We start from the raw sequence: 19,427 nt of genomic DNA on the forward strand, positions 1-19,427 counted from the left end.
ACATTGAGCTCTGTAATACGGAAATTAAAGGTCAACTATGTCCAATAGTATTTATATAGGTTATCAATTTAAGGTAGAGCCTTTGCAGCCAGGAACAGAAATCCTAATTGCGGAATTGGGCTATGCAGGCTTTGAGAGTTTTGTGGAAACAGACCAGGGTGTTACGGCTTACATTCAAAAGGATGAATGGCATGAGGACATCTTAGAGGATATTCAGATCTTAAAATCTGATGAATTTGAATTTCAATATACTTTTGAAGAAATAGAACAGGTCAATTGGAATGAAGAATGGGAAAAGAATTTCAATCCGATTGTTGTGGACGATTTGTGTTCCGTTCGAGCGCCATTTCATGAAAAACCAAACACTAAATACGACATTGTTATTGAGCCCAAAATGAGTTTTGGCACCGGACATCATGAAACCACCCACATGATGATTCAGCACATTTTAAAAAACGATTTTAAAGATAAAGCAGTATTGGATATGGGGTGTGGTACAGGTGTTTTGGCGATTCTTGCTGAAATGAAAGGCGCTAAACCCATTGATGCCATAGATTATGACAATTGGTGTTATGTGAATAGTTTGGAAAATGTAGAGCGAAATAACTGTCAGCATATTACCGTCTTGGAAGGCGATGCCAAATTATTACAAAATCAAAAATATGATATTATTATTGCCAACATCAACCGGAATATTCTCTTGAACGACATGGCTGCTTACGTTAAATGCCTCAAGCCAAATGGATTGCTATTCTTGAGCGGTTTTTATAATCAAGATATTCAGGCCATTCAGGAAGAATGCAATAAACACGGGTTGACCTACGTTGAAAGTTTGGAAAGAAATAATTGGGTTGCTTTAAAATTTGTAAATTAGCTAGCAAATAAAGAACCTAATAATTGTATTAACTTGTGCAGACTGAACACTGCAGATTTATGACTGGGAAAAATGAGTACTAAAGAGAAAATTCAAGAAGACCTTCTCGTTGATACACTTGAACAAAATCTGAACGAGATTGTATTGTATAATGATGACGTCAATACTTTTGATTACGTCATTGATACGCTTATTTATGCGTGTGACCATACTCCGGAACAAGCCGAGCAATGTTCCATTTTAGTACATTATAAAGGAAAATGTACAGTGAAAACAGGATCCTATGACGATCTGAAACCACGCTGCTCCATGCTTTTGGAAGCAGGGCTAAGTGCCGAAATAGTATAATTAAAAACCTCAGAGTTTTTTAACGAAACTGTGAGGTTTTAATTTTTTATTGCCCATTTGCAAAAACCTCCCATTCATCTTAACAGGCTGTTTTTTCGCGATTTTTAAAGGAAACCTTATAAATGTTGTTCCAATCCTTGCTTAAAGTAATACTTATTTGAACAATGCCTGACATCACAACCTTTTTGACATTCTACAAAATGTTACTACTTAATGTGGAAGTTTACCTTTCAAGACGCCGTAAACATAGGTGCCGAGCATTGCCGCTATAATAGCAATCAGAATGGTGAAAACACCAGTGCCTATCAAAATATACATCGGTCCTGGGCAGGCTCCAGATAGCGCCCAACCTAAGCCAAATAACGTTCCGCCTAAAATATAACGCGTAAAACCTTTTTCTTTATCAGGAACGCTCATTAGACCTCCTTCAATGTTTTTAAACTTAAATTTTTTAGTGATCAGGAGTAAAATAACACCTGTTGCAATAGCGGTACCAATGATACCATACATGTGAAACGATTCAAAACGGAACATTTCGTAAATACGATACCATGATACGGCTTCTGATTTCACTAGAATAATTCCGAATGCGATTCCGACGAGTAAGAATTTTAAAAATTTCATTTGTATATATATGTTTTTTGAGAGTCAGATGCCATGTCCAAATTAACTTTTTGAATCTATTGTAACTTGACAAATAGACCAGTCATATTAACCAAAAATTAAAGGAAACAATAAGTGTATCATAATCAAGCCGCCCAGAAAGAAACCAATCACAGCAATTAAGGAAGGTAACTGTAAGCTGCTTAACCCAGTAATGGCGTGCCCAGAGGTGCAGCCGCCGGCATAACGGGTGCCAAAACCAACCAGAAATCCGCCAATGATTAGAATAGATAATCCTTTCAGGCTAAAGGCAGCTTCCCAACTGTACAATTCGGCTGGTAATAAACTTTTACCTGCGTTTTCAAAGCCCAATTCCGATAGGCGCTCAACGGTTACGGGATTTAAGTCAATATCCACTGGATTGGACAATAGAAAATGCGCAATGAAGCCTCCTATAATAGCACCCAGAACAACGACAAGGTTCCAGCGTTGCGATTTCCAATCGAAGTCAAAAAACTTGGTCTTTTTTCCTGCGCCAGCAATGGAGCAAAGGGTCCTTAAATTAGAGGACATGCCAAAAGTCTTCCCAAAATAAATAAGTACAAACATAATCATGGCCAGTAGTGGTCCCGAGACATACCACGGCCAAGGTTGTAAAATGTAATCCATTAAATTATTTTTTTTTGCAAATGTAAGTGTACTAACTCAATTTTGTAAGGATTGTCCATAAAAAGTACTTGTTGGGTGGGCTTGAAATGCGTCAATAATCAAAAAGCTGTTGCAATGAATTGCAATTTTTGCCAATTGATACTGAAAATGCAAACATTTACAAATTTGAAATAAATTGTTTGGTTCTAAATTAATAAAAGTGTTATATTTGCACCCACTTTAAAAGGCCTCGTGGCGCAACTGAATAGCGCACTTGATTACGGCTCAAGAGGTTACAGGTTTGAATCCTGTCGAGGTCACTCAAAGCTATTTTAAATAGCATCAAAACCACGCAAATCTTAGGATTTGCGTGGTTTCGTGGTTTTTAGGGGTTCATTTAATTTGATATGATTTGGTTTAAAATGTTACCTCAGAGGTTACCTCAAAATTAAAAAGGTTACCTCGGGTGTATTTTAAGCTAATATGTTATTACTCAATTGTTTGTTTGATTTGACAATCGGAACTTAAGTTTAACTTAAAACAGCAACAATTATGAGAACAGTAAAAACACTTGGGATTCACTTCTGGGTCAACAAGCAAAAGGAAATTGATGGTGAAGTACTTCTGTATGTTAGAATCACTATCGATAAAAAACGTGTCAATATCAGTTTAAAGCGCAAAGTTCCATTGGGGTTATGGGATTTCAAACACCGAAAGATGATTGGCAACTCCGCTAAATCAAAAGAAATTAATAATTACTTAGAAGTAACGAAGGCTGAACTTTATAATCGTTATCAAATTCTACGTAGTGAGAATAGTGATATAACGGCCGAAAATTTAAAAAATGAATTTTTGCAAGATGGGGTAGACTCAAAAACGCTTCTTGAGCTATTAAATTACCACAGTCAAAAAATTGAAAATACTTTGGCTATTGGTTCCATTAGAAATTTTAAAGTCACTGAAGGTTATATTTTACGATTTTTAAAACGGAAAAAGCTCAATGATATTTCTTTATCTCATTTGAATTATGAATTTTTATGTGATTTTGAGAACTATTTAAATGCCTACTATCCAAAAGGTCATCCAAAGGCGATGAGCCATAACACGGTAACAAAACACATTCAACGTTTTCGAAAAGTGGTAACGCTTGCCTATAATCTTGAATGGATCAAGGATGATCCATTTCGAAGATGGAAATCTTCATTTGATAGAGTAGATAGAGAATTTCTGTCCGATAATGAGCTTTCAAAACTCGCCACACATCATTTTGAACTTGACCGTTTGGACCGTGTCAGGGATCTTTTTGTTTTCAGTAGCTATACAGGAATCTCTTATGTGGACATTCTGCATTTGACAAAACAAAATGTTTGGATTGGTGATGATGAAGGTCATAAATGGATTACAACATACAGGCGAAAAACAAATACTAAAATCAAAATTCCATTGTTGTTCCGCGCAGAAGAGATTCTTCTTAAATATGAGGCGCATCCAGTGACCCAGTTTTCGGGTAAGCTTTTGCCAACAATAACCAATGAGAAAGCTAACCTTTATCTGAAAGAAATTGCAAAAGAAGTTGGAATTGAAAAAAATCTCACTTTTCATATGGCACGGCATACGTTTGCAACAACAGTGGCGTTGAGCAACGGAATGCCAATTGAAACGGTTTCTAAGATATTAGGACATTCTAAAATTACAACTACCCAAATTTATGCTCGTGTCATGGATCACAAAGTAAAATCAGATATGGACGCTGTGCAAAGAAGACTTGACATAAAAGCGAAAAAACTGGAAGACGATCAGGAGCTGAAACTGCTGCGAAAAAAAATTGCAGATGCCGAAAAGAATAAATATGCTGAGATGTCTAAAGAACAACTTCTTAATAAGTTGAACGAAATAATGCAGGAAAAATCGGATTAGAAATAAGATGAAGCATCCAATCTGAAGATATCATGGATAGGTTTGGCACGGCTGGTATTGAAAACCGGATATTTCTATTTTAGATGATATCTATTATTAGAAGCGAAAAGAAAAGATGGCTCGGCCCTGAAAATAGAATTGATAAAAAACATCAATAAAGATGAAATCAAGTTACGATTGCATAAAGATATCAAGAAATATAACTCACTTAAGGAAGAGCTTGAAAAAGTGATCAATCGCTACCATTCCAATGCGTTGGATAGTTATGCCACTATTGCCGAACTGGTGCCAACGTGCCAAAGATTTACAAAGCGATGATGAACGCACCAAAGATTTAGGATTGAGTGAGGGAGAACTTGCTTTTTATGACATTCTCAACGCCAAAAAGGATTTGATTCAAGAAGAAGGTCCCATCCAAGATATTGTGCAGGCGGTTATAAAAGCAGTAAAATCCAACTTGTAACTGGATTGGACTAAGAAAGAAAATGCAAAGGCTGCCATTAGATTGGCCGTGAAAAGAGAATTACGGGGCAAAATATCAATGACAAAACTTAATGATATTTTACAGGAAATTATGCTTCAGGCGGAAGGACAGCATAGTGATTGGATTGCTTAGGGTTTAAATGAATCACAACATTAGTGTTTTTGAGTAGGATAAGTTGCTTCTATAAAATCATCTTAATTTATTCCTCAGGATATTTTGAGATTCCGGGCTCACTGTGTTCAAAAAGTCCAGATTCATAGAAAAAATTTGCCATTGCCAATCCATCCCCGTTGGATTCCTTTGTAGCTCTTAACTCGAACCATTTTTCCATAAACTGATTCTGTCCGACAAGTTCCGTGCTTGTTTGGGCGATCATCTGGTTTAAATCGGTCAAATTGTTTTCATCCACTACTTTTACATAAAAATTACTTCCATAACTGTTAATACATAAATTACCCATTGGTTCCCCAATGAGATTGGTGCAGTTATTTGTTTTTATTGTGAAGTGTGCATATGAGATGATGGGGTTTTGTTTTAAGTCTGAAATTATTTTTGTTATCTCTTCACAACTTTTCTGAGCGTTTAGTTTAAAGGTATTTCCTTAAACTTATAGTTTACAACTTTATGAATTAGGTAGTCATAGTTTTGATCAAAAGTGCTTAGGGTTGAAATTAAATTTTCAATTTCATGATCTAAAGAAATACTATCAACTGCAATTAAAACATAATCATTTGACATTTCTCCCAATACATCCTGGCTTCCATTGTAATATTTGAAATTTATAAAATCACAAGGACCTTGATTAATTTCAGCCTCATCATTTGAACAGCTTATTAAGGGTAAGGCAATTAGAAAAAATAAAATGCAATTCCTCATAGTGATGTATTTTTAGCAGCTATTTTTTATTTCATTGAACGTTTGCTTCAGAATGTCACACATTGACTGCTTTTAATTTGCGCTATAATATTATGGCAATCTTTCTATGACCAGATGAGTCTCATTCAACGTTCGAATTTTCCAATGATTATCCATTAAACCAGCCATCCCATTATCATTAGAAATGGTAATTATGGAATCATTTTTCTTCCATTTTCCTTGGAAATCTGCAAAGACCAGGGGCGGTGTGCCACACCATCCTGAGCTTCTTTCCACGCTTATATTTTCAGTTAAAAAAGCCACGCCATACGCGGCATCTTTGAATCTGTTGGCTCTTTCGAATGTTGTTACTGGGTCGGTGTAAACCGGGTTGATCCAATACCCAATCAGCATATTGGATTCGTCAATCTTTAGCGATTCATTGTCATTATCACAACCAATATTGACAATTATAAACAGAAATAAAAAAGCTTTAAGTAGTGGTTTCATATGCCTTGTATTTTAATTAATAGTGAGATTGATTGTAACGAAATCTGTTGGGCTTGATTTAAATTTCAACGCGTGATTTCCGACCTCGCTGGTGATAAATTCATAATTTACCGTCCGAATTGGCAGGTTATCGGTACAAATACAACCTACATATTTTGCTTCAACTTCAATAACTCGCGTATTTCCGTCTTTTTTTTCAATAAATTTACCAAAACCTCCACAGCCGTTTGTTACTTGAAAATTGACTTCAATATCGAGGGCCTTATTCACATTTCCTGTCTTGGGCGCATCAACAGAGGTGACGAAAACAGTTTGGGTCGAAATGCATTTATCATTTTTATCATCGCTACTGCAGCCAATTAGCAAGCCGAGAATCAACATACAAAATGTTAGAATGATTTTATTTTTTTTCATCTGGATAAAATAACACATTTATACTTTTAATTGTAATGCCGACAAGGCAATCGTCCATACAGTCCTTTTCTACGTAGCCACATGTTGAAATCAGTCCATTATTTTTGGATTCAAAATAGGACGTTGAATTCTTTCTCTTAATTAACCAATCGGTTTCCGCTTTATTATAGATCTGATCCAATGTCAAAGCGTCTGCAGCAATTGAAGATTCGTGACTGTTTAATTCATTCTCATTTTCTGTCCATTCCAAATGGTCTTCAGGAATGTTGTCTGGATTCCCAGTGAACGTAAAATGACGTTGAATTATGATTCCATGTAATACTGTTATCGTCGTTTCCTAGCCATAAGTCGTAAAAACGGAGCCTCCAGATACCACATATTTATATGAATTGTTCGATGATTCTTTAAAATGCAACCAAGCATTTTGACTGGCTTCAAAATCACTTTGATAATTCAAATCGTCATCTGACGAGCAGGAAAATATGAAGCTGGTAATTAATAGGACTGTAAAAATGTGTATTTTCTTTTTCATAAGGCGGTTGGTATATCTAATAGATGCACAATCAGAGGTTTGGTTGCGTCGATTAGCTTGCGAATTCAAATTGGAATGACCATAAATTACTATAGAGTCAATTAGCAATGCGAACAACTTACGATTGATATTGTCCCATATTTTATTGGTTTAACCTTTAAAAACCGATACCCTGCTCGCAAATACAAATTCACTGCGACATCAGGCTCATTTACCATAATCACATTCTCTTTTTTAAAGTAATGTAAATACCCAACGCCGATTCCTGCTTCGTAATTAAAATGTTTGCCAATATTTCTTCTAATTCCCCAAGTTGGTACAATAGAAATATCAGTAATAAAACTAAGGTTCGTTTCATTAGAAATAACAAACCAATCTGGATGATACGTGGTCTTTATGGAGATGAAATTTCCGCTATTTCCATATGTCCGCCGTGATTTGCTTGCTCGTTTGTTTAAATTGTAGTACCATCGAGGTTCTAAGGTTAGGACAGGTGAGAGCAAAAATCCCGTTACATTATTACCATTTCTTATTGTAACTCCTGTATCGAGACCAATTTCGGTTCTTAATGCGATGAGATTTGATAATTTGGATTCATTATGCACCCAAACTCCTAAGAATCCGGTTTGAATCCCAAAGTTTGATTTCTCAACACTGACACTTTGTGAATTTACTTTCAGCGCTATTCCTAAAATAAGGACAATAAAATTTTTTTCATAACATCATTTTTTAAGGGTATTGGCATGCAATAAGTTATTTGTGCAATGATCTTTTTGTAATATTTATATAAATGATAAAAATAATTTCTACTTCTATTATCTTATTCACTATGTATTTTAATTTATAGAGTGCGGATTATTTCACTAAAGTTATCTATGTGAACTCATAACATTTAAATAACCCCTGATTTTTTGATGGAGCCAAAATAGAGAATTAACTGATGTCACATAATTAAATTCGATGAAGTGCGAATATTAATTTTTCCGATTTTAGTATTGCTAATAGTATTTCAAATAGCCCAATTAACATGACATTATGGGAGATTTTAAAAGTTAGAAGAAAGATTTTGTTGACCGGATATAATGTGGGATTTAAACGGAGTATGAGCAATTTGGAATGATTAGTATCTTAATTAGTCGTTCAGCCCATTGCCGCTCCATTTCGCAAAAGCTCCATTACGGGCAAAGCGCTTCATTAAAAAGTCTTGGACCCAAATCCAAAGTCTATGGTTTCCATTCCACTTGCCCGCCATTCCCGAAAAAACGGGGAGGCGGGCAAACTCCATTGCAACCTCCAACTTTGAAGTCGCGTCCGCTTAGCCTCGGCTAAACGTGGTAATTCCATTAAAGCAATTCGGGAAGCACATTCCCCTACATTTCGCGAAAAGCTACATTCCAGGAAAAGAGCTTCCCTACAATACTCTTGGACACCATCCCCAATTTCTACTTTCCATTTCGCTAAACCCGCTCCGTCCCGATCGCTATCGGGACGGAGCGGAACGCTTCATTCCCAATTCGAAATTGAGGAGGAGTCCGCAAATTCGGAGTTCCATGTCATCATTTGGTGCCACTTCCTATGTTTTTATATTTCACATAAGTCTTTAGAACTACCTCCGCACCCTCGCTACCCCAACCTTTTTTTGCCAGCAAAATACCAATATTTTGAACTTGAACAGACTGCATAAACCGTTACGCTGCGCTTCACTTTTTATAAGTCCTTATCAATTCAAAATATTGAAACTGTATCAGCAACAAAAAAAGGTAACAGCGAGGGCGCTATGGGAAGTAAATCTAAAATGAAACTTATGAAATCTTACAAAAACATACAAAAGGAAGTGGCACCAAAAAAACAAACCTGCCTGCCGCAGGCAGGAAAGGAAAACGCTCAAGATATAATAAGTAAATCACTTCAAAAAAATATAACAATAAACGGTCTGAATGGTTCAGACAGCATTTTAGTTAACCCGCCTGCCGGCTGGCAGGCCTTTAAATCTTTTATTATGAGTACTCTAAAAAATCACGTACAGTTAATCGGAAACGTTGGACAGGAGCCAACCATTACGAACCTTGAAAGCGGTAAGAAAGTAGCCCGTTTTTCACTCGCCACTAATGAATATTACAAAAACGATAAGGGCGAGAAAACGCAAACTACAGATTGGCACACGGTGGTAGCCTGGGGCAAGACCGCCGAAATTACCGAAAAATATGTAGGTAAAGGCAAAGAAGTAGGTGTTACCGGAAAATTGAAATCACGAAGCTACGAGGACAACGACGGTATCAAACGATATGTTACCGAAATTGAAGCGAATGAAATCCTTTTGCTCGGAACCAAAAATGGCAAGTAGCCATTAAAACTAAAGAGGGCGTACCTCTTAAAGTTGCGCCCTCTTTTTTCATTATTCACACATTAAATATATGCACAATGAAATCGAAGATTCACGATTTCGATTAAAAAATAGAAATTATGAGTAAAACACAAGTTAACGACATCAAAGAAGGATTGCAACATTTTCATGGAACGGAAATGTTCTATCAAATTCCATTGTTACAGACCCGTTTTACGGACGGATTGAAATATTTAGCCGAAGTTGCAGAATGTTTTTGGCTCATTACAGACACTTCAGTAATTGCTAAAAGCCTGATGGATCACAGCAGGTTCATAACCATAGATTTTAAAAGGTTGTCCAGGGAAACGCAGGAATCCAAAGGCTACGAAGCTGAAATAATTTATTCCGATGGCAATGATAATATTTTGGAAAAACATGGCTATCGGGTTACCGATTTCCCCTTGGATGAACTGCGATTGTATTTTGTAAATGATACGTTGATGTTACCAAGCGAATACTAAAAATGTACGCTATGGTTTAGCTCAATTTTACAGACCTGAGCGAGATGGCTCAAAAGCGACTTTTGGAAGATTCCTAAAAGGATGTGGAACGAAAATTTGGCGAAGAAATTCGAAAATACTTAGAGAAAAATTACACCGACTTTAAAACGATGATAGCCGGAAGCATTGCGAAATTTATAGTCCTACACATTCGTTTCTAACATTTGATATTCTAAACTTATTGAGAAACACCTCTAAATTTTGGAGGTGTTTTTTAGTTTCGTAATTACAATTTAACAAAAAAAGTGTATCTTTATTTCGCTGAGATTCGGCATTCAATTTTAAGTAGGGTTATCCATTTTTCACTTTCGCCGATAACTTCACACATCGAAAATAACATATCGGAAAATCATTTTCCCTAGAACTTGCAATCGGCTCCGACAGCTGTCGTAACTGCCGGATTGTATGGATTTTTGTCCCGCTGCGCGGGACGAAAAGGAATAGCAAGAGGGTAACACGCTGCGCGATGTTACAGATTCCTTTTCGTTTTTAAATTGCTGATTATTAAGCTCTTACATTTGATGTAATTGCTTTGGAATCAACAGTTTGCGACAAACGGCTTGGATACACCCATTTTTAGGGAAGATTTTGCGACAATACGGCGAAATATGGACACATTTATTGGAATCAGATTTAAAAAGGAAACTGCCAAACGGTTTCAGGAATTTTCAAGGACCCACTTCAGATCACATACTGAGGCCATGGCCGCCATGCTCGATTTTTTCTTCTATAATGAGATTTCGCCGAAGGAAAAATTGGGTCCGACCGGAAGGACCATCGAAGCTTCCATTAAAAAGCGGATCAATGCTGTTATTGCGATCATGAGAGATGTTGAAAAAACACAGACCAAACCGACTGCAGCAATGATCGCGTCCCTCTTTCAGGCAGAAGAAGCTCCCAAAAAACCTCTGATTTTGGAAAAGGCAATGCGGGAAGAAAAAAAGGAGATCCGCCGTAAGGCAGGAGAAAAGGGTTTTCAGAAAAAGCTGAACACAAATAATGAACTCTAATATTTAAGCGATGTACATCACTATCACACCTCAGAAACTGGGCGGCAATTACTCCCAAAGTTCTGCCGATTTTGTCGAATATCTGGAGAAGGAAAATCAAGGTCTGGAACTAGGAGAATTGACTTCCCAAGCAGCAGGGGGCGAACATTTTTTCAATCAATATGGCGATCGAATCTCTGCGGAGGAAGTAATCAGGGAAATAGATGGAAATACGGCAAAATTAAAAAGGAACGAACCGAAATTTTATTCCATAACTGTAAGTCCCTCTAAATATGAACTGAACCGGTTGCAAGACAGTAGCGTAGACCTAAAAATATATACTCGTGAACTGATGAAGGATTATGTGGCTTCTTTCAACCGGGAAATTCATTGGCGTCCCCTAACCATCGATGACATTAAATACTTTGCAAGAATAGAACATCAAAGGACCTTTAAAGGAACAGACATACAGATAAGGGAAAATCAACCTTATGCCTCAAAGATCCTTCTGTTAAAAACAGAGATCCAGAATATCCGGGAAGGTAGGGCAGTAGGCAATGTCCAAAAAATAAGAGCGGAAATCGAAAATTTGGAAAAGGCCGCACCGCATCAGCAGGATGGCAAGCGCATTGTACAAGGAATGCCAAAGGCGGGAAACCAAAGCCATATCCATATCATCGTAAGCCGAAAGGATGCTTCAAATACCTTCAGTCTCTCGCCAGGAAGTAAATATAAAGCTTCGGAGATTGAGATGCACGGGAAAATTGTCAAACGTGGGTTTGACCGTGCTACATTCTTTAAAAATGCCGAAAAAACGTTTGATAAAACGTTCGATTATAACAGAAACTTTGCTGAGAGCTATAAGGCGCGAAATGATTTTATCAAGAATCCAAAGATATATTTTGCAGCACTTATGAAATTGCCTACCAATGAAAAAGCACTGGCGTTTAAAATAATGGGTAAAGCTGGCATTCCTATAATGCCGACGATTCCTGCAACACAGGCACAATTGGCAATGAAAATATTTAACAGGTTACGCCGCGGTGCGGAAGTGGCCATCAAATCTAGTTCTATCGGGATTTAATATGAAATGATGCAGTTCGACAATTTCCTAACGCTAGCTTTTGTTATTGGTAGTGCCAGCAGTTTTTTCTATGGGACTTTTCGGCTAAGTAAATATGCCTTTATAGGTAATTTCCTCCTGCTTGGTATTCTTGTGTATGTGCTGGATCAGCAATTTCCATTGGTGCACATAGCACTTTATTTGGTTTGTCCCTTGGTCTTGATCAACATCGGGATGTACGTGTTTTTACATAAAACGGACCAGTCCGAAAATGGAAATATAAAATATCAGGTCAACTTTGATACCACCAAAGGAAAATTTAAACTTGAAAACATCAAACGTGGGGCATCCATCATAGGTTCTGCGGGGAGTGGTAAGACCGAAAGTGTGGTCTATGGCTTCTTGAAACATTTTAGAAAAGAGAGCTTTTGTGGGGTCATCCACGATTATAAGGATTTTGAACTGACCGAAATGGCATATCCTCTCTTTAAGAATAGTGACGTTCCGTTCAAGGTCATTTCCTTCGACAGGATCATCGACAGGGTAAATCCTATCGCGCCACGCTATTTAGAAAACGAGGAAAGCGTAAATGAGGTGTCAAGGGTGTTAATCGAAAACCTATTGGAGCAACGAGAAAGCGGAATAACCGGTACAACCAAATTCTTTAACGATGCCGCGGAAGGTCTGATCGGTGGCCTGATCTGGAAATTGAGGACCAACTATCCACAATTCTGTACCCTTCCACATTTGATTGCTATTTACCAATACCTGGACACGGACAGCCTGATCAAGTTTTTGGAGACGAATACGACATCGAGGGCAATGGCAGATGCCTTTATCAGCGGTAAGGACTCGGAGCGGCAGACGGCAGGTGTTAAAAGTACCTTGGCCAATGCGCTGAAGCGAATCAGCACGCAACGCATCTTCATGGCCTTATCAGCGGATGAGGTGCCGCTCAATATCAATAGTCCGGAAAATCCTTCTGTGGTTTCGATTGTGAACAATCCTAAATTTGAAACGTCGTATTCACCGGTCATTGCTATGATCATCCATACCATTACTAAACAAATGAGTGTTCGAAACAAAGAACCTTCATTTTTATTGATGGAGGAGGCACCGACCATTCGCTTATTGAATATGCACCGCATTCCCGCAACATTACGGAGTTACAATATTTCTACAATTTATGTGATGCAGGACAAGATCCAAAACGATATGATGTATGGCGATAAGGCGAGTAAGGCAATTTTGAGCAACCTTTCCTATCAGTTCTTCGGAAAGGTCAACGATCCGGATACGGCTAAATATTATGAACGGTTCTTTGAGATCATTAAGGACCCTACCAAAAGTGTAAGCCGCGGTTACAGTCTTGATTTTGATACGCGCGTCACTACAGGTGAAAAGGAGATCCCTAAAATTAGGGCTGATGTCTTCTTTAGATTGAAACAAGGTGAATTTATTACGTATGCGGATGGTAAGGATAAAAGAGTCCAGTTTAAATTGCGGCCAATTAAGAGACAATTGCCGCAACCAACAATTGGGTTTTCTGATGCGGATTTGGCATCTAATTTTGAAAGGATTTATAAGGAAGCCAGGTCAATTTTTGAATAGCATGATCACAGTGTACAGCTTGAGGTGTCTTGTTCTTAACCCTGTACGTTGTTGGGAAAATATTTTTGTTTTATATCTAAGAATTCTTAAAACATAGACCTTTCACTAAGATCAAGTGGTCTCAAATTTAATTTTTTGAATTAAATCCTTGAAATATTTCGGGCTCCAAATATTTAAAACATCGTCATTTGGGATAAACTTAACGACGTCCTCTTTGATCCTGCTGAATGAAACAGAATCGATTTTGGTGTCCAATAGCTCGATGATCTGTTCTTTGGAAATGGTAGTGTCAGGCCAGTCATTGGTGTCTTTCGCTCTCGTTAAGAAATGATTTACGTCCAAAGGAATTCCCTTTTTGATATACCATTCTAAATCATACCAATCCCTTCCTTTAACTCTATTTAGCCACTTTCTAAATAGAAGGGCATGCAGTTTTCCTGCAAATAAACTTGGTTTCGTAAAGCATTTTACGTAAAAGGAAAATGGACGGAGCAATAACTTTTCTTCGGTTTGGAAATCTAGTGGAGGCTGTCGATCAACTTCTATTTTTATCTTTAAGGTCTTGTTGGAGCGCACCCCAGTTTCCTTGATGATGTCTTCTAATACAATTTCCTGCCATATGGTTTCGGCTTTTAGAAACGCAGAATCAATAGCCGTTTGTTTTGTTTTTTTCTTTTCCTTGATACTAATGGTCAGGCCCAATGACTTAAATTCATCTATAATGGCATTGAAATATGGCTCAATAGAAAAATTAGGATTGGGCTTAAGTAATGAGAAATCCAGATCTTCCGAATATCTATCCAATCTATAGAAAATCCGGAGAGCGGTTCCTTCATAAAAAGCTGCCTTCTCAAAAAAATCAGTTCTTGATAAGCCTGCTAAAGTAATTTCTTGCATTATTTCTCGTAATGCAGATAAAATCTCTTCCTCATTCTGAGGGTTATAGTCCTCTATCCATTCTCTTATCATAATTCCATCAGTGTTTTAATAAGCATTTTTAGACTACTTTTTTTAGGGGCGCTATCAATCCATAAGTCCATGATTTTTGTATTTAATGTGCTTAATATATCACTGTCCATGCGAAGATCTTCCGATAAAAATTCCCGTGTTTGTTTGATGCTTCTAAGATGAATTTTGGGTGTTAGAACAATTTTGTCACATAATGCCTTTTCTGGGGAGGCAATTAACACGGTTTGTTTAGGCGAATATTCTATGTTTTTAATCCCATAAGAATAATAGGGAGCCTTTGATTGTTGGTAACTAAATCGTCCAACAGCAGTTTTATATGTCTTTGTAGTTTGTAGAGTTACTGAACTTATTTCATAGGCCATTTCCGGTATCATGTTCCAATAGGACAATGCGGATTCTAAGGAGACGTAACTCGGTCCCCTAAGGTGATTGGCAATCAGAAACGGCTCTGGTGTTGGTAAGTCCAATTTAGGTCCTGTTATATATAGTCCTCTTCTGATAGAAATAAGCTTTTTACTTTTAAGCAACTCACTGATTTTATCATTTGGACGCTTATAATCTTTTAATAAATCCAAAATCAGGTGCCTGGATATAGGTGTTTCTGCATATTCCTTTATCCTCTTTCTAAACTCCATGATGTGATTTTCATGAATGATAATCGGATTATTTCCGATTAAATGCTGATATAATTACAAGAGTGGTGTCGTTGTTTGGTTAAATCTACTCTGTTGATTTAATATAAGATCATGTTTTGTACAACCTAGGATAATTAAAAACGATCCGAATATAGTGATGTGACTATGAGATGAAAAAATATCGGATGAAAAATATTTGTGTTCTTGCAAAATAAGTTCTCCAGTTGAGCATTTCTTTAATCAACCTATATTTGGACTATTTGAAGGTATTCTAATTAGGATTGTTGAGATATCTGTGAGATATTTTTAGCTCAATATTTCGTTCACCATCTTTTTCGCTCAGCTCTAAAATAGCTCTACGGTCGGTTGAGAGTGAGAGTTTTGGCAACACATATACGAGCCGCGTCGATTCACCTTTTACAATTTTGGAGGGTAAATTCTTTGTGAAAATAGTCTCTTTATGAAGGCGTTGTACAGATTTCCGTTTTCCTTTATGTCTTGTCTCTATAGATAACGTGAGGAAATTTAAGTCGTAATCGAGTGTTGACTTGTTATCGATCTTGATCACAAAGTAAAGTTCATTTCGATTGTAAACAATATCTTCCACGCCCAAAACAATGTTGTGCCGTCGTTTTTTTGTTTTGCCTCTGCGCGGTTTCCGCTCAAGAAGATGGGAACTTAATTCCTGGCGGTAGTACTCCTTGTTTTCCTTGTTGATTTCTTGGGATGTTGCTGGAATGGAGTCTTTGGTAACTGGTTTTTCGTTTCCGATACTGCTCGACATTGGAATGAAATAATTCAATTTTGATAGCTCCGATTTATATCTAACGATATATGAGAATACTGAACCGTTTTTATTGATGACCAGAAGATTGCTGTCCTTTCCGCGAGTCGCTTGCAGCAATCCAAAATATTGCTCGTTCTCTCGGTTATAGGTAAAAACAAAATTTTCTGATCCGGTAATGCCCTGTCGAATGGGTTCTGGGAAGAAGAGGGCGACATTCATGGTGTCATTGGCATAAATCGTATCCATGACCGTAATGTTTTGGTCTTTTGCTTGTGCTGTACAGTAGAGTGATACTGAACTGCACGCCATAAAAATGATTGGAATTAAAGAATGTGTTTTCATAAGATTAAGGTTTTAAAATAAGTTGGTAATTGTTCAGCACGGTTACTTTCACACTGCGGTTATGGCGCTTGAGTACTTTGCTGATGCCACCAACTTGGGGGATACTTGGAATATTGATGTCGCCGATGATGTCGTCCACAACTTCATCGGTGGCTTCAGCACGAAAATTGTTTTCAATATAGATGCCCTCGCTGCCATCCTGAAGATCGTAGGCTTTGAGCTTGGTGGGTTGGTGTTGGATATTTTCGATGTTGATCATTGCGCGATTGGGTTGGAAACTAATGAACCCAAAAACCAGAGTGTTTTTTGGCAGTTTCCGGTTATTGATTACCGCGGCTTTTGTCAGCCGCATTCGCAATCGGCTATTGGTTTTCACGACCTGATCGCCATCAACAACGACATGGATGGTTTTATCGGTAGTGCCAAAAACTGAATTGTCATCAGGTTTGGGTGACGCAGCAAAGAACAATTGATGTTCCAGGCCCAGTTCCTTGGCTTCAATCTTCTGTTCTCTTTTTATTTCTGCGGAATCTATTTCTTGTACATTTTTGGTTTCTGGCTTTCTTTCTCCAAGAACCTGATAGGACCGTTCAGAATAGTTGATTTTCCCTGCGGAATAGATGCTATCCACAATCCGCTCTTTTTCACGTTCTGGTAAATCTCGATCATAATAGCCCAAGGAGTCCATCAGTTTTTCATCATAGATACTTGGGGCATTGGATTCCCGAACGTCTTTCAGATCGTTGAGGGCATCCAATTTGGATTTATACTGTTTCTGGGTTTCTTCCAGGGGAGGTACCAACGTCTGCTTTAAATGTTCACTTTCACTTTTGCCATCGTCCATAACCATCAGGGTATAGGCCACTAGGAATAAGACAATCACGGCCATTACGGTCGCGAAGACCATTTTATTTTTTTCTATTTTCATTGGAGATTTTTTTTAAGGTGTTTTCAAAATAATCGGTGATCAATAATCCGTGCGGATTGTTCGGGAAATTCCGATCAACTAGAATCAAACTGCCGGTAGACACAAGTTCATAGGAATCGGTAATCGACCCTCTGTTGATTTCAAATAGGGTGGTGGTATGAAATGTATACTTACCGTTGGTTTCCGTGAGTTTTGAATCGATACTTTTCACCTTTTGGACCAAGGAATATTGCAGTAAACGGTTGTACACCCCATCTGCTTTTTTCTGGCGGTACAGATTGTCCACGGAACTATTGCCCAGCCACAGGGCCTTTTGTAAATGACGTTCATAGTTGCTCGCATCAATATTGTAAAAGTAGGTATGGAACAATTCCAAATGTGCCAGGGCTTCTACCGTAAAGTTTTCTTTTTGGGTAACGATTTTCAGAGGAATAACACTGCCATCGGTGTTGATGGCGAAGGCACTGTTGAGCGCATTTTTATGGGTCGTAAAGGCAATCCAAACCGAAAACGTACTTGCCGTAAAGGCACACACAACGACGGCCAGGACGATAAACCGGTTCAATTTGAGGAGGTGATAAATATTCTTATAGGGTGTTTTCATAAAAAAGCTGCTTTAGTTGTTGAATAATCTGAGGGTAAAGGACGTGGCTCGCGCATATAACCTGAATTTCAGGAACACGATAAAACCTACAGAACCTAACTGTACCACCGGCGCGAAGAATCCCTGTCCGAAATCGGTACCGAACAGGGTTGTCCAAAAATTGGTGTTTATTTCGGTGTAGATGGCGTTGATAAAGATGTTGACCAAAAAGAATGCAGGTACCAACATATAAACCGCAGCGTATAGTTTGAAGAATGAATAGGCAAGCGATCTGAATTTCTCGAATACCGCCAAACTGATGACCAACGGAAAAAATGCCTGCATGATCCCCAATAGAAAGAAGCGTTCCGCCAGAAAAAGGGGATAGATGAACAGGTCGAGGATCCAAAGGATGACGCTCAGGATAAAGGCTAAAATCTTGAATCCATACAGCGGGGTTACCAAGGCCTCATAGAGTAATGTCATGGCACTTTTCATCGCATCCATGAGATTGATATCCTCTTCTATCGCAATGTCCTGCAAATGTAAAGGCAGCAGGGCAGGAGCGGTCCCGCGATATTGTGATTCGATCGCCACGAGAATGGCATCAAAGAACCCCAATACCTGAGTTGAAAAGATGACTAATAGGACCACGGCAAAATTCTTGGCGAGTTCACTTGGGCTCAATCCCCAGGTGTAGCCGTCCTTGTCCACAATGCCTTCATTGTATTTTTTAAGAATATTGACCAGAAAAAACAGTACGGCAAGCGTCTTCATCCCTGCCATGGTATATTGCGAAAAACTGCTGTTCTGTATGGTCTGGAAAATCGTATCGATATATTCCAGTCCGATCCCTAAAATTATCATACTGGTCATGTTTAGTATTCTGTGTCCCGGTTATTGATTTTGTCCTGCATTTTTCTAAAGGAAATAATGTCTTTGTAGCGTCGCGTCCGAATGCCAATATTGGAAACCATCTCTTTGGATTCTTCCTCTTTTTGTTTCAGTATGGTGGCACGTTCGGCATCGCTCATTTTGAGATAATCACTCGAAAGTATCTGATCAATGAAGTCCATGGTCTCCAATGAATTTAGGACGATGGCATTGAAGGATTCTGAAATGCGTGTCATTTCATCTGGTCTTATATAAGGAGAATTCAGAATGTCCCTTAAATCATTTTGCATGACCTGGATCAGCCGCTGGTTATTCCGCCCAATCTCCCTGACGGCATTCATCTGTCGGACAACATTGTTGACCTTCTCGAGATTCTCCTTTTGCTGTTTTAGAAACTCAGCCGTTTTTAAAAGCTGTGAGGTTTGTTTGGCCGATTCTACCAGTGTTTTTACCAAGCTTACAAAGTTAGTGTTGTCGTATACTGGCATGCCTTGGGCATGTATATTAACACTTAATACCAATGCGATTCCGGTGGTGAGGATTTTGATTTTCATA

The 19,427-nt window shown here is 38.1% G+C and carries 24 protein-coding genes, 1 tRNA gene and 1 pseudogene; 11 read left to right on the forward strand and 15 right to left on the reverse strand.

The annotated features are described in order from the left end of the window. Nucleotides 1-37: 37 nt before the first annotated feature. Nucleotides 38-874, forward strand: a complete 837-nt coding sequence (gene prmA / locus H3Z82_RS13810; RefSeq protein ID WP_182206094.1) for a 50S ribosomal protein L11 methyltransferase — start codon at nucleotides 38-40, stop codon at nucleotides 872-874. 72 nt (nucleotides 875-946) lie between these two features. After that, a complete protein-coding gene (locus tag H3Z82_RS13815) occupies nucleotides 947-1,222 on the forward strand; it encodes an ATP-dependent Clp protease adaptor ClpS (protein WP_182206095.1) in 276 nt (91 codons plus the stop codon). 210 nt (nucleotides 1,223-1,432) lie between these two features. On the opposite strand, the gene H3Z82_RS13820 is transcribed toward H3Z82_RS13815, so the two are convergent. Continuing rightward, entirely contained in the window at nucleotides 1,433-1,846 is a 414-nt protein-coding gene (locus H3Z82_RS13820) for a DUF6691 family protein (protein WP_182206096.1), read from the reverse strand. Between the two features lie 87 nt (nucleotides 1,847-1,933). Further along, a complete protein-coding gene (locus tag H3Z82_RS13825) occupies nucleotides 1,934-2,494 on the reverse strand; it encodes a YeeE/YedE family protein (RefSeq protein ID WP_182206097.1) in 561 nt (186 codons plus the stop codon). A gap of 225 nt (nucleotides 2,495-2,719) precedes the next feature. Here H3Z82_RS13825 and H3Z82_RS13830 point away from each other — a divergent pair. The 4 genes and pseudogenes from H3Z82_RS13830 (at nucleotide 2,720) to H3Z82_RS13840 (ending at nucleotide 5,006) form a co-directional block, all read left to right on the forward strand. Then, a tRNA-Arg gene (locus H3Z82_RS13830) sits at nucleotides 2,720-2,793 on the forward strand. Between the two features lie 232 nt (nucleotides 2,794-3,025). Beyond that, nucleotides 3,026-4,390, forward strand: coding sequence for a site-specific integrase (locus tag H3Z82_RS13835; protein WP_182206098.1), 1,365 nt, complete (start codon nucleotides 3,026-3,028; stop codon nucleotides 4,388-4,390). Between the two features lie 138 nt (nucleotides 4,391-4,528). Continuing rightward, nucleotides 4,529-4,708 carry a DUF3387 domain-containing protein gene (locus H3Z82_RS19745; RefSeq protein ID WP_262890701.1) on the forward strand — a complete coding sequence of 60 codons (180 nt, stop codon included), beginning with the start codon at nucleotides 4,529-4,531 and terminating at the stop codon, nucleotides 4,706-4,708. Beyond that, nucleotides 4,656-5,006 (forward strand): annotated as a pseudogene (locus H3Z82_RS13840) (type I restriction enzyme endonuclease domain-containing protein). The gene H3Z82_RS19745 and the pseudogene H3Z82_RS13840 overlap by 53 nt, the downstream one beginning before the upstream one ends. Nucleotides 5,007-5,073: 67 nt before the next feature. On the opposite strand, the gene H3Z82_RS13845 reads toward H3Z82_RS13840, so the two are convergent. The 6 genes from H3Z82_RS13845 to H3Z82_RS13870 form a co-directional block, all read right to left on the reverse strand. After that, complete coding sequence (locus H3Z82_RS13845) at nucleotides 5,074-5,334, reverse strand: hypothetical protein (protein WP_182206099.1); 261 nt, start codon at nucleotides 5,332-5,334, stop codon at nucleotides 5,074-5,076. A gap of 122 nt (nucleotides 5,335-5,456) precedes the next feature. Beyond that, complete coding sequence (locus H3Z82_RS13850) at nucleotides 5,457-5,750, reverse strand: hypothetical protein (RefSeq protein WP_182206100.1); 294 nt, start codon at nucleotides 5,748-5,750, stop codon at nucleotides 5,457-5,459. A gap of 90 nt (nucleotides 5,751-5,840) precedes the next feature. After that, a complete protein-coding gene (locus H3Z82_RS13855; protein ID WP_182206101.1) occupies nucleotides 5,841-6,239 on the reverse strand; it encodes a hypothetical protein in 399 nt (132 codons plus the stop codon). A gap of 12 nt (nucleotides 6,240-6,251) precedes the next feature. Continuing rightward, nucleotides 6,252-6,653, reverse strand: a complete 402-nt coding sequence (locus H3Z82_RS13860) for a hypothetical protein (protein ID WP_182206102.1) — start codon at nucleotides 6,651-6,653, stop codon at nucleotides 6,252-6,254. Next, complete coding sequence (locus tag H3Z82_RS13865; RefSeq protein ID WP_182206103.1) at nucleotides 6,640-6,903, reverse strand: hypothetical protein; 264 nt, start codon at nucleotides 6,901-6,903, stop codon at nucleotides 6,640-6,642. Before H3Z82_RS13865 ends, H3Z82_RS13860 begins: the two co-directional genes overlap by 14 nt. A gap of 87 nt (nucleotides 6,904-6,990) precedes the next feature. Further along, nucleotides 6,991-7,185, reverse strand: a complete 195-nt coding sequence (locus H3Z82_RS13870) for a hypothetical protein (protein ID WP_182206104.1) — start codon at nucleotides 7,183-7,185, stop codon at nucleotides 6,991-6,993. Between the two features lie 1,999 nt (nucleotides 7,186-9,184). On the opposite strand from H3Z82_RS13870, the gene H3Z82_RS13875 reads away from it, so the two are divergent. The 5 genes from H3Z82_RS13875 (at nucleotide 9,185) to H3Z82_RS13895 (ending at nucleotide 13,734) form a co-directional block, all read left to right on the forward strand. After that, a complete protein-coding gene (locus tag H3Z82_RS13875) occupies nucleotides 9,185-9,529 on the forward strand; it encodes a single-stranded DNA-binding protein (protein ID WP_182206136.1) in 345 nt (114 codons plus the stop codon). Between the two features lie 119 nt (nucleotides 9,530-9,648). After that, on the forward strand, nucleotides 9,649-10,032 hold the full coding sequence (locus H3Z82_RS13880; RefSeq protein ID WP_182206105.1) for a DUF6876 family protein: 384 nt from the start codon (nucleotides 9,649-9,651) through the stop codon (nucleotides 10,030-10,032). Nucleotides 10,033-10,679: 647 nt separating this feature from the next. Then, nucleotides 10,680-11,081, forward strand: coding sequence for a BfmA/BtgA family mobilization protein (locus tag H3Z82_RS13885; protein WP_182206106.1), 402 nt, complete (start codon nucleotides 10,680-10,682; stop codon nucleotides 11,079-11,081). 10 nt (nucleotides 11,082-11,091) lie between these two features. Beyond that, a complete protein-coding gene (gene mobB, locus H3Z82_RS13890) occupies nucleotides 11,092-12,144 on the forward strand; it encodes a MobB family relaxase (RefSeq protein ID WP_182206107.1) in 1,053 nt (350 codons plus the stop codon). Between the two features lie 9 nt (nucleotides 12,145-12,153). Beyond that, nucleotides 12,154-13,734 (forward strand): type IV secretory system conjugative DNA transfer family protein, encoded by a 1,581-nt coding sequence (locus tag H3Z82_RS13895; RefSeq protein ID WP_182206137.1) that lies wholly within the window; start codon nucleotides 12,154-12,156, stop codon nucleotides 13,732-13,734. 111 nt (nucleotides 13,735-13,845) lie between these two features. Here the strand turns inward: H3Z82_RS13895 and H3Z82_RS13900 are convergent, their stop codons facing one another. From H3Z82_RS13900 to H3Z82_RS13930, 7 genes are all read right to left on the reverse strand, one after another. Then, the gene (locus tag H3Z82_RS13900; RefSeq protein ID WP_182206108.1) at nucleotides 13,846-14,703 is read right to left on the reverse strand and encodes a nucleotidyl transferase AbiEii/AbiGii toxin family protein; all 858 of its coding nucleotides are present in this window, start codon (nucleotides 14,701-14,703) and stop codon (nucleotides 13,846-13,848) included. Then, nucleotides 14,700-15,338 carry a type IV toxin-antitoxin system AbiEi family antitoxin domain-containing protein gene (locus H3Z82_RS13905; RefSeq protein ID WP_182206109.1) on the reverse strand — a complete coding sequence of 213 codons (639 nt, stop codon included), beginning with the start codon at nucleotides 15,336-15,338 and terminating at the stop codon, nucleotides 14,700-14,702. The genes H3Z82_RS13900 and H3Z82_RS13905 overlap by 4 nt, the downstream gene beginning before the upstream one ends. Before the next feature lie 271 nt (nucleotides 15,339-15,609). Continuing rightward, the gene (locus tag H3Z82_RS13910) at nucleotides 15,610-16,467 is read right to left on the reverse strand and encodes a DUF4138 domain-containing protein (RefSeq protein ID WP_182206110.1); all 858 of its coding nucleotides are present in this window, start codon (nucleotides 16,465-16,467) and stop codon (nucleotides 15,610-15,612) included. Nucleotides 16,468-16,471: 4 nt separating this feature from the next. Further along, complete coding sequence (traM, locus tag H3Z82_RS13915; RefSeq protein ID WP_182206111.1) at nucleotides 16,472-17,395, reverse strand: conjugative transposon protein TraM; 924 nt, start codon at nucleotides 17,393-17,395, stop codon at nucleotides 16,472-16,474. Further along, nucleotides 17,376-17,999, reverse strand: a complete 624-nt coding sequence (locus tag H3Z82_RS13920; protein WP_182206112.1) for a conjugal transfer protein TraK — start codon at nucleotides 17,997-17,999, stop codon at nucleotides 17,376-17,378. The genes traM and H3Z82_RS13920 overlap by 20 nt, the downstream gene beginning before the upstream one ends. A 12-nt stretch (nucleotides 18,000-18,011) precedes the next feature. Continuing rightward, nucleotides 18,012-18,854 carry a hypothetical protein gene (locus H3Z82_RS13925; RefSeq protein ID WP_182206113.1) on the reverse strand — a complete coding sequence of 281 codons (843 nt, stop codon included), beginning with the start codon at nucleotides 18,852-18,854 and terminating at the stop codon, nucleotides 18,012-18,014. A 2-nt stretch (nucleotides 18,855-18,856) separates the two neighbouring features. Continuing rightward, a complete protein-coding gene (locus H3Z82_RS13930) occupies nucleotides 18,857-19,426 on the reverse strand; it encodes a conjugal transfer protein (protein WP_182206114.1) in 570 nt (189 codons plus the stop codon). Nucleotide 19,427 lies beyond the last annotated feature (1 nt).

The organism is Gelidibacter maritimus (genome assembly GCF_014062315.1).
GTDB classification, from domain to species: Bacteria; Bacteroidota; Bacteroidia; order Flavobacteriales; family Flavobacteriaceae; genus Gelidibacter; species Gelidibacter maritimus.